Genomic DNA, 12,829 nt, shown 5'->3' with positions numbered 1-12,829 from the left:
CTGCGATGCCGCTGGACCAGAGGCGTGTCGCTGAGTGATGTGTTTTAAAAGATGGGTATTAATTTATCAAAACAACGTTTCATTATTTGTGATGTCTCACGCAGTTCAGCGCAATTCCCGCATCTTCCGCGGCCTGCTGGCCTCACTTCGACCGTCTCTCCAGGCAACCGGTTGAATCATCATCCTTTTAAAACCGCTTCCTGTCCGGCGCGGGTTGCCGCATCCGTTCGCTTTTTCTTTTTTTGTAATCGACGTCATAAAAAATGAAACGATGTTTTAAATATCATTGAAAATGACAGGGAGCGGGGCTAAGATGGCACCCATTAGTAAAACGGAACTCTGTTTTATTTTTATGATGGGCTATGCCCGTGAGTTCGCCCTACGCTCAGTCGCGCCGCCGGCGCGAGCCGGGCCGAGAGAACCTTGCCTGCATACTGCAGGCTCTGAACGACTAAGGAACACATTATGATTCTTGATGCATTCTCCCTGCAGGGAAAAGTGGCCGTCGTGAGCGGATGCGATACCGGTTTAGGTCAGGGGATGGCCCTCGGTCTGGCGGAAGCGGGCTGCGATATTGTCGGTATCAATATTGTCGAGCCGGTGGAAACCATCGAGCGGGTGACGGCGCTGGGACGCCGCTTTCTTAGCCTGACCGCCGACCTGCGCCAGATCGACGGTATCCCCCAGCTGCTGGAGCGGGCGGTGGCGGAGTTTGGCCATATTGATATTCTGGTCAACAATGCCGGCCTCATCCGCCGCGAGGACGCGCTGGCGTTCAGCGAAAAGGACTGGGACGACGTCATGAACCTCAACATCAAGAGCGTATTTTTCATGTCCCAGGCGGCGGCGAAGCACTTTATCGCCCAGGGCAGCGGCGGGAAGATCATTAACATCGCCTCGATGCTGTCGTTCCAGGGCGGGATCCGTGTGCCGTCGTATACCGCGTCCAAAAGCGCGGTGATGGGCGTCACCCGCCTGCTGGCCAACGAGTGGGCTAAACACCATATCAATGTCAATGCCATCGCCCCGGGGTATATGGCGACCAATAACACCCAGCAGCTGCGCGCTGACGAGCAGCGCAGTAGCGAAATCCTCGACCGCATTCCCGCCGGGCGCTGGGGCCTGCCGTCCGACCTGATGGGGCCGGTGGTCTTCCTCGCTTCCCCAGCCTCCGATTACATCAATGGCTACACGGTAGCGGTGGACGGCGGCTGGCTGGCGCGCTAACCGTCGACGACGGCCGGCGCGACACTCATCGCCCCGGCCGTCTGAGCAATTATTGTCCATACCGTAAAATGAGGATCGTCCATATTCCAGAGTGCAGAATGAATGTTACCGCCCTGTATGAACAGGGTTATTAACTATGCGAAACGAATTTTTTGTTACTTTGAAAGTTTAATGTCCATCACAAAACCCATCTTGCCAGCAAAATAGTCCATATCTTTGGCGTATCCAGCCTGACAAACTCCTCCGCCAGTCACGTACTTTCGTCCTATGTCTTTCTCTGTGTGGCAGGAATAAAAATGACTTCAATCAGTAACGACTCTGCATTAACGCCGCGGGCGCAACGTGACACTCGGCGGATGAACTGGTTTGTTTCTATCGCCGCGGCGGTGGCGGGGTTGCTCTTTGGCCTGGATATCGGCGTGATATCCGGGGCGCTGCCCTTTATAACCGACCACTTCACCTTATCCAGCCAGCTTCAGGAGTGGGTGGTCAGCAGCATGATGCTGGGGGCGGCGATAGGCGCGCTGTTTAACGGCTGGCTGTCGTTCCGCCTTGGCCGCAAATACAGCCTGATGGCGGGGGCCGTGCTTTTTGTCGCCGGCTCTATCGGCTCCGCTTTTGCCGCCAGCGTGGAAGTGCTGCTGGTGGCCCGCGTGGTGTTGGGGGTGGCCGTTGGGATCGCCTCTTATACCGCGCCGCTGTACCTCTCCGAAATGGCCAGCGAGAACGTGCGCGGAAAAATGATCAGTATGTATCAGCTGATGGTGACCCTCGGCATTGTGCTGGCGTTTCTTTCCGATACCGCCTTTAGCTACAGCGGTAACTGGCGCGCCATGCTGGGCGTGCTGGCGCTGCCGGCGGTGATCCTGATCGTTCTGGTCGTCTTTCTGCCGAACAGCCCTCGCTGGCTGGCGGAGAAAGGGCGCCATATCGAAGCGGAAGAGGTGCTGCGGATGCTGCGCGATACCTCGGAGAAGGCGCGCGATGAGCTTAACGAGATCCGCGAAAGCCTGAAGCTGAAGCAGGGCGGTTGGGCGTTGTTCAAGGTCAATCGTAACGTGCGCCGGGCGGTGTTCCTTGGCATGCTGCTGCAGGCGATGCAGCAGTTCACCGGCATGAACATCATCATGTACTACGCCCCGCGTATTTTCAAAATGGCGGGCTTTACCACTACCGAACAGCAGATGATCGCCACCCTGGTGGTGGGCCTGACCTTTATGTTTGCCACCTTTATCGCGGTGTTCACGGTGGATAAAGCGGGCCGCAAGCCGGCGCTGAAAATCGGTTTCAGCGTGATGGCGCTGGGCACCCTGGTGCTCGGCTACTGCCTGATGCAGTTCGACAATGGCACCGCCTCCAGCGGCCTCTCCTGGCTTTCCGTCGGCATGACCATGATGTGTATTGCCGGGTATGCGATGAGCGCGGCGCCGGTGGTGTGGATCCTCTGCTCCGAGATCCAGCCGCTGAAATGCCGCGACTTCGGCATCACCTGCTCCACCACCACCAACTGGGTGTCGAACATGATCATCGGCGCCACCTTCCTGACGCTGCTTGACGCGATCGGCGCCGCCGGGACCTTCTGGCTCTACACGGTGCTCAACGTGGCCTTTATCGGCGTCACCTTCTGGCTGATCCCGGAGACCAAAAATGTCACCCTCGAGCACATTGAGCGCAACCTGATGGCGGGCGAGAAGCTGCGCAACATCGGTAACCGTTAATGTGAGGCGCGCGGCAGCCACGGGCTGGCGACCTTGCGCGTCTCCCGATGGTTGTCGCCGTGAATGATATGCAGGGCGCTCAGGCGCCCGATGTCGTAGTGCGGCAGCTGCACCGTGGAGAGCGGCGGCAGAAACAGATCGCCAATGCCCACCATATTGTCGTATCCCACCACCGCCACGTCCTGTGGAATGTGTAGCCCCTGGCCCAGCAGCGTCTGATAGACCATAAAGGCGATGCGGTCGTTGCCGCAAATCACCGAGTCAAAGCCGGGTTTACCCTCGCGGATATGCGCCATCACCACCCCCGAAATATCGTGGTAATGCTCATCGCCCTGGGCCATATACGAGTGGGTCAGGCTGTCCGGTTCGATGCCCGCCTCCCGGCAGGCGCGCTCCAGCCCCTGACGGCGGCGGATTGTCGCCAGCTGGCTGGCGGGTAAGTGCAGGCACAGCGGACGACGATAGCCCGCGGCAAGCAGGGCTTTTACCGCGTCGTACTGACCCTGTTCATCGTCCGGGATATAGCTGGCCACCGGCTGGCTGAGGCTTTCGCAGTTGGCCAGCACGCAGGGCAGGGTCAGCAGTTTGTCCGGCAGCGGCACCTGGCGCAGGCCCATGGTGGTAAAGATAATGCCGTCCGGACGGTGGGAGAGGAGCAGGTCGACCACCGCTTCCGGTCGATCGTCGGAAAACATGTTGACCACAAAGCTGTTCCAGCCGTGGGCGCGGGCGGTCTCTTCGATCGAGAGGGTGATCTCCACCGAAAAGGGGGTGGTGACGGTATCCAGCGCCAGCACGCCGATGGTGCTGGGGGTGGCCCGCGCCCCGCGGATCTTTTTCGCCGACAGGTCGGGGACATAGTTGGTTTCGGCGATGGCGGCCTGCACGCGGGCCAGCGTCTCCGGCTTGAGCCGCTCCGGGGTGTTCAGCGCCCGAGAGACGGTCATCAGAGATACATTCGCCAGTTTTGCTACATCTTTCAGGGACGCCATTTTTTCCTCCGCCATAGCTGCAGAGTACAGGCTATACAACTAAGTCGCTGATGTAAAAGCGTGAAACGATTTTATGCTAGCCTCGTCCTCCACGCTGCCGCGGTTAATATTTGATCGCGATCGCATCTTCATTATGTTAACGTTAACTTTTGTGATTAACATCATGTATCGCAGCGAATCCCCCTGCGCTTTGTTTTTTGTTAACGTTACCATAATTGCATTCCTCTAACACGAGAATGTCATGATGAAAGCGCATCACTCACACAGCTACCCGTTGCTCAGTGCCTTACTGTTTTTCTTTTTCGTGACCTGGTCGTCATCCGGCTCCTTGCTCTCCATCTGGCTGCACCAGGAGGTCGGGCTGAAGGCCGGCGATACCGGTATCATCTACGCCGTTCTGTCGGTTTCCGCGCTGTTTGCGCAAGTTTGCTATGGCTTTATCCAGGATAAGCTGGGGCTGCGCAAACATCTGCTCTGGTATATCACCGCGCTGCTGATCCTCTCCGGTCCGGCGTATCTGCTGTTCGGCCATCTGCTGAAAATTAACGTCCTGCTGGGCAGCATCTTCGGCGGGATCTACATCGGCTTGACCTTTAACGGCGGCATTGGCGTGCTGGAATCCTATACCGAGCGCGTGGCGCGCCAGAGCCAGTTTGAATTCGGCAGGGCGCGGATGTGGGGCTCGCTGGGCTGGGCGGTGGCCACCTTCTTCGCCGGTCTGCTGTTTAACATCAACCCGCAGCTTAACTTCCTCGTCGCCAGCTGTTCCGGACTGGTGTTTTTTATCCTGCTGGCGCGGCTGCGCGTCTCCTCGGCGCCGCATGCGATGCAGGAGGCGGTTTCGGGCGGCAAGGTGACCCTGGAAGATGCGCTGCGCCTGCTGACGCTGCCGCGCTTCTGGGCGCTGGTCTTCTTCGTCATCGGCACCTGCATCTACGGCGTCTATGACCAGCAGTTCCCGGTCTATTTCTCATCGCAGTTCGCGACCCTGCAGGAAGGCAATGAGATGTATGGCTACCTCAACTCCTTCCAGGTGTTCCTCGAGGCGGCCGGCATGTTCTGCGCGCCGTGGCTGGTGAACCGCATCGGCGCCAAAAATGGTCTGATTTTCGCCGGCATGGTGATGGCGATGCGCATGGTGGCCTCCGGTCTGGTGGAGGGGCCGCTGCTGATCTCCATCACTAAACTGCTGCACGCGGTGGAGCTGCCGATACTGCTGGTGGCTATCTTTAAGTACAACAGCATCAACTTCGATAAACGCCTCTCCTCCACCCTCTATCTGGTGGGCTTCGCCTGCACCAGCTCGATTATCGCCAGCGTTTTGTCGCCGCTGGCGGGCTACAGCTATGAAAAATATGGCTTCGCTCAGTCCTATCTGATCATGGGCCTGCTGGTGTTCTGCACCACCTTTATTTCCATCTTCTTGTTGCGCTCCGGCAAATCCTCCGCCGATCCGCTGGTGTCGCAACCTACCGCTGTCTGAATCAAAAAGAGTGAAAATGATGACTTACACAATCTCCAGGGCTGAACAGGTACTCCAGACACAACGCCAGGCGCTCAATCTGCGCTGGTATCCGCACTATCACCTGGCGGCCCGCGCCGGGTGGATCAACGACCCCAACGGTCTGGTGTGGTTCGACGGCTGGTACCATGCCTTTTATCAACATCACCCGTACTCCACTCAGTGGGGGCCGATGCACTGGGGGCACGCGCGGAGTAAGGATCTGGTGCACTGGGAGCATCTGCCGGTGGCCCTGGCGCCGGAGGGGCCGGAGGATAAAGACGGCTGCTTCTCCGGCTCGGCGGTGGTCGATGGCGATACCCTGGCGCTGATTTACACCGGGCATAAATTCCACGGCGATCCGGGCGACGAAGCCAATCTGTATCAGGTACAGTGTCTGGCCACCAGCCGGGACGGGATCCACTTCGAGCGCCAGGGGATGGTGGTCGACACCCCGCCGGGCATGCACCACTTCCGCGACCCGAAGGTCTGGCGGGAAGGAGACAGCTGGTACATGATCGTCGGCGCGCGCGAAGGCGATACCGGCCAGGTGCGGCTGTACCGCTCAGCCGATCTGCGCCAGTGGCAGGATGTGGGGGTGCTGGATGAAGCGGAAAGCGCCATGGGCTATATGTGGGAGTGCCCGGACTTCTTCACCCTCAACGGCAAACGCGTTCTGATGTTTTCCCCGCAGGGGATGCAGGCCGAGGGGTTCCGCAACCGCAACCTGTTCCAGAGCGGCTATCTGATCGGCGAGTGGCAGCCGGGGCAGCGATTCGTCCGCCACGGCGAGTTCAGAGAGATGGATCACGGCCACGATTTCTATGCGCCGCAAAGCTTCGCCACCCCCGATGGCCGGCGGATCGTGATTGGCTGGCTGGATATGTGGGAATCACCGTTGCCGGAGCAGCAGGACGGCTGGGCGGGCATGCTCTCCCTGCCGCGCGAGCTGAGCCTGAGCGCGGATAACCGCCTGCAGATGCGCCCGGCGAAAGAAGTGGAGAGTCTGCGCGGCGCCTGGTTCCCGTGGCCGGTAAGCACCCTGAACAATCAGCAGACCACGATGGTCGACAACTGCGAGGCGATGGAGGTGAACCTGCGCTGGAACTGCGCCCGCAGCAGCGCCGAGCAGTATGGTCTGCGCTTTGGCGATGGCCTGCGCCTCTACGTGGATGCCCAGCAGCAGCGTCTGGTGCTGGAGCGGCATTATCCGCAGCATGGCCTGTGCGGGACGCGCAGCGTGCCGTTGACCGCGGGGGCGGATCTCAATCTGCGGATATTTTTCGATAGCTCTTCGGTGGAGGTGTTTGTCAATGACGGCGAAGCCTGCCTGAGCAGCCGTATCTATCCGCAGGCTCCCCGCCGTGAATTAGCGTTATTTGCCTGGAGCGGCTCAGCGGCATTAACTGAAGCCGGAGCCTGGCAGCTCGAATAATAATAAGGCTGTTGTCGTTAATAACCCGTCTTTGACGATGGGCGGGTTATTATTGCCTGCATCGTCGTGCATTACCCATTAATAACAAATTTAGTTCATTTCATAATAAAAGGGTTTACCGATGAATAAAATCTGGGTCGGGTGTTTTCTCACGTCTCTCTCTCTGCCACAGGCGATGGCGCAGGCGCCGTTATCGCTGGAGGATCGGCTGGCGCAAATGGAGCAGCGGCTGAAGGCGACGGAGGCGCGCGCCGCCAGCGCAGAGGCGGAGATTAAGACGCTCAAAGGCCAGCAGCAGGCCACGACGGTCGCCCGCGCGGCGCCGGCTACGCCGCGCCTGCAGCTAAACGACAATGGCGAATTAAAATTTTATGGCGATGTCGAATTTAATCTTGATGGCGCCAGCCGCACCGGCAGCCTGACGTCGGTCAAAACCAGCGCGAATAAAAGCTGGGCGCCCGGTGATAAAGAGCGTTGGGATATTAATGGCCGTATTCTGCTGGGTTTCGATGGCAGACGTAATGGCGCCGACGGGAAATATGCCGGATTCAGCGTGCAGCCCCTGGCGGATATGGATGGCAAAATGAATCTCGATGATGCGGTATTTTTCTTTGGTCAGCAGGATGACTGGAAAATAAAAATAGGCCGCTTTGAAGCCTGGGATATGTTCCCCCTGAATCAGGATACCTTTATTGAATATTCAGGAAATACCGCCAACGACCTCTATTCCGACGGCTATGGCTATATTTACATGATGAAAGAGGGGCGCGGGCGCAGCAGCAGCGGCGGCAACCTCCTGTTCAGCAAAACGGTGGATAACTGGTATTTCGAGGTTAACACCCTGGTGGAGGATGGCAGTTCGCTGTTTGTCGATCAGAACTATCACGGTAATGCGCTGGAAAACCGCAAAAACGTGGTGTACGTGCGGCCGGTGGCGGTGTGGCAGTCCGGCGCGTGGTCGGCGGCGGCGGCGATAGAGAGCAACCTCGTCAACAACGCCTACGGCTATCAGAACCAGGGCGGGCGCTGGGTCGACCAGTCAAACCGTACCGGCTACGGGATGACCATGAGCTGGAACACCCTGAAAAGCGATCCGCAGGACGGGGCGGTGATCAATCTGAGTACCGCCCTGCTGGACGCGGCGGACGAAACCGACTTCAGCGCCGGGATCAACGCCCTGTGGCATCGCGTGGAGCTGGGCTATATCTACGCGCATAACAAAATCGACCAGTTCAACATGGCCGGGGTGAGCAGCGAGTGCGATGACGACTGCGCAATCCTCGCGCCGGGGCGCTATGACATCCACACCGTGCATACTTCCTGGCAGTTGCCGAATATTATGGCGATGCCGAACTTCAATATTTACCTTGGCGCCTATGCCTCGTGGCTCGATTCCACGGCAGCGAAGAGTGGGAATCCCGATGAACGCTACGGCGCCCGGGTGCGCTTTAAATATTTCTTCTGACAGGATACTCAGGCAGGCTCTCCCGCGGCGGACGCCGCGGGAGGTTTCCGACGGGCAGGTTAGCGCATCGCGCGGCGCAGAATGCGGTCGGTCTGGCGCTGGAAGTCCTCGGCCGCTTCTTCTACCGACTTTTTACCGTAGTCGATGTACTGCAGGGTAGTGCCGAACTGGGCGACGATCTGCGGGTCGTCGAAGTACGGCGAGACCGGCAGAGTGGTGGGCAGGGATTGCGCCAGCTTCAGACCGGACACCGCCGGATCGTCGGCTTGGATGATCCCGTCTTCGGTCAGGTAGGCGACCGCCGCTTTACTCAGCGGCACGCCGCGCTCTAGTCCGAGAATATCCACCCCTTCTTTACTGTTCAGCAGGAAGTTAATCACTTTCGCCGCCGCCTGCGGGTTTTTCGTCGATTTGCCAATCGACAGCATTTGCGCAGGCTTGAAGAACAGTCCGGCATCGGTGGCTCCGGGGAGCATCGGGTATTCCCCCAGCACCAGCTTCGCCGGCGGCTTCAGGTTGTCGGAATATTTGTTGATGGTGGAGTTCCACATGTAGGTCCCGCCCCATTCACCCTGGATCCACGGCTTCATCTCGTACATGTTGCTCTTGCCGAAGGAGGCATAGTAGCGGGTGTCCGGCATGACATGGCTGTCGATAAGCTTCTTATACATGCCGAAGAAGTCCGCCCACTGCGCTTTGCTGTAGGAGAATTTGCGTCCTTTCTCATCGATGGCCGGCTGGTTGTATTTTTGCACCATGTAAGAGTTGAGCAGGGCCAGCACGTCCTGGTGCTCAAGCACCACCGGGTAGTACTGTTTCCCGAGTTTGCTTTCGAAAGTTTTCCCCGCCGCCAGCAGTTCGTCCCAGGTTTTCGGGAAGGGGATGCCCGCTTTTTTCCACGCTTCGTCGTTAAAGTAGAAGACCCGGGCGGTGACCGACACCGGGATGCCGTTGAGCTTGCCATTGACCGTGGTGGACTGCAGCTCTTTGGCGTCGAACTGGCTGAGATCAATCTCGTCTTTCAGAGTGTTGAGATCGTAAAAACCCTCGCCATTTTTCGAAAAAATCGGCAGCCAGTTCCAGTTGGTCTGCATCACGTCTGGCTCGGTGCCGCCGGCTATCTGGGTGGTCAGGCGCGAAAGATGGCCGTCCCAGCCGGTATATTCCGCTTTGACATTGATATCGGGATATTGCTGGTGAAAAGCCTCCAGCGCCTTGAGAGTCACCTGATGGCGGCCATTGCCCCCCCACCAGGACATACGCAGGTCGACATCCTGCGCCAGCGAGGAGAAGGCGCTAAGGCCCAGGGTGGCGGAGAGGGTGGCGCTTATCAGCACGTTTTTCATTGTTATGCTCCAGGGTTCACAGAGAGAGGTTCTGTTCGGTTTTGGCGTCAAAGATGTGACACTTGTTAAGATCAAAGGTGAAATAGACTTTTCGATTCAGTCCCTTAGCTATCATCGGCTTCGCATCGTCCGACGGCACGCGAGCGGTCAGCTCGTAGCCCGCGACCTGCAGATAGACAAAGAACTCATGGCCCATGTTTTCCACCCGCACCATCTCGCCCATGCAGCCGCCTTCGGCGAACGGCGCGTCGGAGAGCGACACGAATTCCGGGCGGACCCCGTAGAACACCTCCTGATGCTGATACGCGCCGACTTTCTCCGCCAGACGGTCGTTCAACGGCAGGCGCTGGTCGCCAAGGGTCAGGCACAGGCGGCCGTCGTGTTCAACCAGCTGGCTGGGGCGAATATTCATCTCCGGCGCGCCGATGAAGCCGGCGACAAACATATTTTTCGGCTGGTGGTAGAGGTTGTCAGGGGTATCGACCTGCATAATGTGGCCGAGCTTCATCACGCAGATGCGGTCGCCCATGGTCATCGCTTCCGTCTGATCGTGGGTAACGTAGACGGTGGTCGCCGGTTTACCGGATTTTTTCAACTGCTTATGCAGATCGGAAATGCGGATGCGCATCGAGGCGCGCAGCTTGGCGTCCAGGTTGGAGAGCGGTTCGTCGAACAGGAAGACGTCCGGTTTTTTGACGATCGCCCGGCCCACCGCCACGCGCTGCGCCTGGCCGCCGGAGAGCTGGCGCGGCAGACGCTCCAGCAGCTCCTCCAGTTCAAGAATTTTCGCCGCTTCCTCCACCTGCCGATCAATCTGCGCCTTGGGCAGCTTGCTCAGCTTCAGGCCGAAAGCGAGGTTTTCCCTTACTGTCATATGCGGGTAGAGGGCGTAGTTCTGGAACACCATCGCGATACCACGGGATTTAGGCGCCAGGTTGTTGACGATCTTATCGCCGATCCGCACCTCGCCGCCGCTGATGGTCTCCAGACCCGCCAGCATGCGCAGGGTGGTCGATTTGGCGCAGCCGGAAGGGCCGACGATCACCATAAATTCGCCATCGGCAATCTTCAGGTCGATACCATGCACCGCTTTAAACCCGTTTGAGTAAACTTTTTCCAGTTTGTTGAAAATCACTTCAGCCATGATATTTCCCTCTTAACCTTTGATTCCGCTGCTGGTCACGCCCTGCACGAAGTAGCGTTGAGCCAGGAAGAAGACGATGATGGACGGCAGAATGGAGATGCTCGCCATTGCCAGAATTTCGTTCCACGGCGCGCCTTCCGTGACGTCGATAGACATTTTTAGCGCCAGCGCGATGGGATACTTATCGACGCTGTAGACGTAGATCAGCGGACCGATAAAGTCGTTCATCGACCACATGAACTGGAACAGCGCCACCGAGATAATGGCCGGCTTGAGGATCGGCACTACCACATACCACAGCACCTGGATGGAGTTGCAGCCGTCGATCTGCGCCGCCTCTTCCATATCGCGCGGGACGCCGCGCAGAAACTGGATCAGCATGAAGACAAAGAATCCCTGGGTGGCGAAGGCCAGCGGCAGATACAGCGGCAGATAGCTGTTCAGCATCCCCATTTCACGGAACATCAGGTACTGCGGGATCAGCAGGACGGTGCTCGGCAGCAGCATGGTGGTGATGAGCGTCGCGAACCAGAACTTCTTCCACGGGATCTCAAAGCGTGCGAAGCCGTACGCCACAATGGTGGAGGAGATGATCGTTAACACGACCTTCGGGATCACATACTTAAAGGTGTTCAGCATATAGTGGCCGAAATGGTATTCGGTGCCGGTCTTCCAGCCGTTGATGAACCCGTCCCAGGTGGCGTGAGTCGGCCACAGCCCGAGGGTGGTGAAGATCTCATGGTTCGGCTTGAACGAGGCGGAGAACATCCACGCCAGCGGGTAGAGCATCAGCAGGCCGACGAACACCAGCACGACGTAGCGCACCACCCGGCTCACCTTTTCCCGGCGCAGCGTACGGGCGACCTCACGATCGGCGTCGCTTATCACCGGCGCCATCTGTTGAATATCAGCCATTTTTGCCTCCCTTATCGGCGGAATAGAAGACCCAGTATTTCGATGACTTAAAGGCTATCGACGCAAAGACCGCCACGACGAGGAACAGCACCCACGCCAGCGCGGCGCCATAGCCCATGTCGAAGTACTTAAAGGCGGTATCGTAGATGTAGAGCGAGAACAGGTAGGTGTAATAGGTCGGGCCGCCGCCGGTTATCACGTACGGGCCGGTAAACTCCTGGAACGCCTGGGTGGTCTGCATAATAAAGTTGAAGAAAATCACCGGGGTGATCAGCGGCACGGTGACCTTCATAAACATCTGCCACTTCGAGGCGCCGTCGATCATCGCCGCCTCATACTGCGACTGCGGGACGTTCTGCAGCGCGGCGAGGAAGATGACCATCGCGGAACCAAACTGCCAGACGCGCAGCAGGGTGACCGACATCAGCGCCAGCGAGGGTTCCCCCAGCCAGTTGATGGCATCGATGCCAAAGACGGCGAGAAAACTGTTCAGCAGGCCGTCAATGGCGAACAGGGCGCGCCACAGCACGGCAATCGCCACCGAGCTGCCAAGGATCGACGGGATATAGTAGGCGGTGCGGAAAAAGCCGATACCGCGCAGTTTGAAATTGAGCACAAAGGCAATGCCGAGGGCGAAAGCCAGTTTTAAGGGGATAGTTAAAAAGACGTAGGCAAAGGTCACCCCCATCGATTTCCAGAACAGGCTATCCTCGGTCAACATATAGCGATAGTTTTCAATGCCGTTAAATACCGGCGGACTCATCAAGTCGTACTCAGTAAAACTGAGAAAGAAAGATGAAACAAAAGGAAAAGCGGTAAAGACAATCAGCCCGATGATATAGGGCGATATCCATGCCAATCCCAGCAGCTTGTTTTCATTCATACATACCTACCTGGCTTACGAGTTGTAATACGGATCCGGTGACGCGGCGCTGTCGGCCTTTGGCCGCGAACCACGCAAAAAAGTCTGAACGCTTCCTCTGGTTAACATATCCTTGTTAATGAATGGATTAGGTTTTAACTGGCCCAGCGTGGAGGGGCCGTCAGGCTCTTTTTTTATGCTGAACTGTTTTTTATAAAACACCG

11 protein-coding genes are annotated in these 12,829 nt (G+C 57.9%); 6 read left to right on the top strand and 5 right to left on the bottom strand.

Features of this window, described 5'->3' with window-relative positions; translation table 11 throughout:
- The first annotated feature begins 465 nt into the window (after positions 1 to 465).
- Together kduD and ACOI6Z_RS06895 are read left to right on the top strand one after the other, a co-directional pair.
- Positions 466 to 1,227, top strand: a complete 762-nt coding sequence (kduD, locus tag ACOI6Z_RS06900) for a 2-dehydro-3-deoxy-D-gluconate 5-dehydrogenase KduD (protein WP_023290920.1) — start codon at positions 466 to 468, stop codon at positions 1,225 to 1,227.
- A 296-nt stretch (positions 1,228 to 1,523) separates the two neighbouring features.
- Complete coding sequence (locus ACOI6Z_RS06895; protein WP_004205402.1) at positions 1,524 to 2,945, top strand: sugar porter family MFS transporter; 1,422 nt, start codon at positions 1,524 to 1,526, stop codon at positions 2,943 to 2,945.
- Here ACOI6Z_RS06895 and ACOI6Z_RS06890 read toward each other — a convergent pair.
- On the bottom strand, positions 2,942 to 3,937 hold the full coding sequence (locus ACOI6Z_RS06890; protein WP_065812388.1) for a LacI family DNA-binding transcriptional regulator: 996 nt from the start codon (positions 3,935 to 3,937) through the stop codon (positions 2,942 to 2,944). The genes ACOI6Z_RS06895 and ACOI6Z_RS06890 overlap by 4 nt on opposite strands.
- Before the next feature lie 94 nt (positions 3,938 to 4,031).
- Between ACOI6Z_RS06890 and ACOI6Z_RS06885 the strand changes: the two genes are divergently transcribed.
- The 4 genes from ACOI6Z_RS06885 to ACOI6Z_RS06870 all read left to right on the top strand — a co-directional run bounded on the left by ACOI6Z_RS06885 (position 4,032) and on the right by ACOI6Z_RS06870 (position 8,338).
- Positions 4,032 to 4,166, top strand: coding sequence for a hypothetical protein (locus ACOI6Z_RS06885; protein WP_032429210.1), 135 nt, complete (start codon positions 4,032 to 4,034; stop codon positions 4,164 to 4,166).
- Positions 4,167 to 4,178: 12 nt separating this feature from the next.
- Complete coding sequence (locus ACOI6Z_RS06880; RefSeq protein ID WP_023290917.1) at positions 4,179 to 5,420, top strand: MFS transporter; 1,242 nt, start codon at positions 4,179 to 4,181, stop codon at positions 5,418 to 5,420.
- 19 nt (positions 5,421 to 5,439) lie between these two features.
- Positions 5,440 to 6,873: a glycoside hydrolase family 32 protein gene (locus ACOI6Z_RS06875; RefSeq protein WP_032429209.1), complete on the top strand. Its 1,434-nt coding sequence runs from the start codon at positions 5,440 to 5,442 to the stop codon at positions 6,871 to 6,873.
- Positions 6,874 to 6,994: 121 nt separating this feature from the next.
- Complete coding sequence (locus ACOI6Z_RS06870; RefSeq protein WP_065812380.1) at positions 6,995 to 8,338, top strand: carbohydrate porin; 1,344 nt, start codon at positions 6,995 to 6,997, stop codon at positions 8,336 to 8,338.
- 59 nt (positions 8,339 to 8,397) lie between these two features.
- On the opposite strand, the gene ACOI6Z_RS06865 is transcribed toward ACOI6Z_RS06870, so the two are convergent.
- From ACOI6Z_RS06865 to ACOI6Z_RS06850, 4 genes are read right to left on the bottom strand one after another with little or no spacing between them, the layout of a single operon-like run.
- On the bottom strand, positions 8,398 to 9,684 hold the full coding sequence (locus tag ACOI6Z_RS06865) for an ABC transporter substrate-binding protein (protein ID WP_065812379.1): 1,287 nt from the start codon (positions 9,682 to 9,684) through the stop codon (positions 8,398 to 8,400).
- Positions 9,685 to 9,700: 16 nt separating this feature from the next.
- Entirely contained in the window at positions 9,701 to 10,828 is a 1,128-nt protein-coding gene (locus ACOI6Z_RS06860; protein ID WP_017899248.1) for an ABC transporter ATP-binding protein, read from the bottom strand.
- 12 nt (positions 10,829 to 10,840) lie between these two features.
- On the bottom strand, positions 10,841 to 11,743 hold the full coding sequence (locus tag ACOI6Z_RS06855; protein WP_023290913.1) for a carbohydrate ABC transporter permease: 903 nt from the start codon (positions 11,741 to 11,743) through the stop codon (positions 10,841 to 10,843).
- Positions 11,736 to 12,626, bottom strand: a complete 891-nt coding sequence (locus ACOI6Z_RS06850) for a carbohydrate ABC transporter permease (RefSeq protein WP_002915995.1) — start codon at positions 12,624 to 12,626, stop codon at positions 11,736 to 11,738. The genes ACOI6Z_RS06855 and ACOI6Z_RS06850 overlap by 8 nt, the downstream gene beginning before the upstream one ends.
- Positions 12,627 to 12,829 lie beyond the last annotated feature (203 nt).

The organism is Klebsiella sp. C239 (assembly GCF_048822715.1).
Lineage (GTDB): Bacteria > Pseudomonadota > Gammaproteobacteria > Enterobacterales > Enterobacteriaceae > Klebsiella > Klebsiella quasipneumoniae.
Note: the sequence above shows the minus strand (reverse complement) of the source record. Positions and strands in the feature narration are given on the sequence as shown.

Coding starts and splice junctions, on each gene's coding strand:
- kduD (WP_023290920.1), top strand. CDS start 466: ATGATTCTTGATGCATTCTCCCTGCAGGGAAAAGTGGCCGTCGTGAGC.
- ACOI6Z_RS06895 (WP_004205402.1), top strand. CDS start 1,524: ATGACTTCAATCAGTAACGACTCTGCATTAACGCCGCGGGCGCAACGT.
- ACOI6Z_RS06890 (WP_065812388.1), bottom strand. CDS start 3,937: ATGGCGTCCCTGAAAGATGTAGCAAAACTGGCGAATGTATCTCTGATG.
- ACOI6Z_RS06880 (WP_023290917.1), top strand. CDS start 4,179: ATGATGAAAGCGCATCACTCACACAGCTACCCGTTGCTCAGTGCCTTA.
- ACOI6Z_RS06875 (WP_032429209.1), top strand. CDS start 5,440: ATGACTTACACAATCTCCAGGGCTGAACAGGTACTCCAGACACAACGC.
- ACOI6Z_RS06870 (WP_065812380.1), top strand. CDS start 6,995: ATGAATAAAATCTGGGTCGGGTGTTTTCTCACGTCTCTCTCTCTGCCA.
- ACOI6Z_RS06865 (WP_065812379.1), bottom strand. CDS start 9,684: ATGAAAAACGTGCTGATAAGCGCCACCCTCTCCGCCACCCTGGGCCTT.
- ACOI6Z_RS06860 (WP_017899248.1), bottom strand. CDS start 10,828: ATGGCTGAAGTGATTTTCAACAAACTGGAAAAAGTTTACTCAAACGGG.
- ACOI6Z_RS06855 (WP_023290913.1), bottom strand. CDS start 11,743: ATGGCTGATATTCAACAGATGGCGCCGGTGATAAGCGACGCCGATCGT.
- ACOI6Z_RS06850 (WP_002915995.1), bottom strand. CDS start 12,626: ATGAATGAAAACAAGCTGCTGGGATTGGCATGGATATCGCCCTATATC.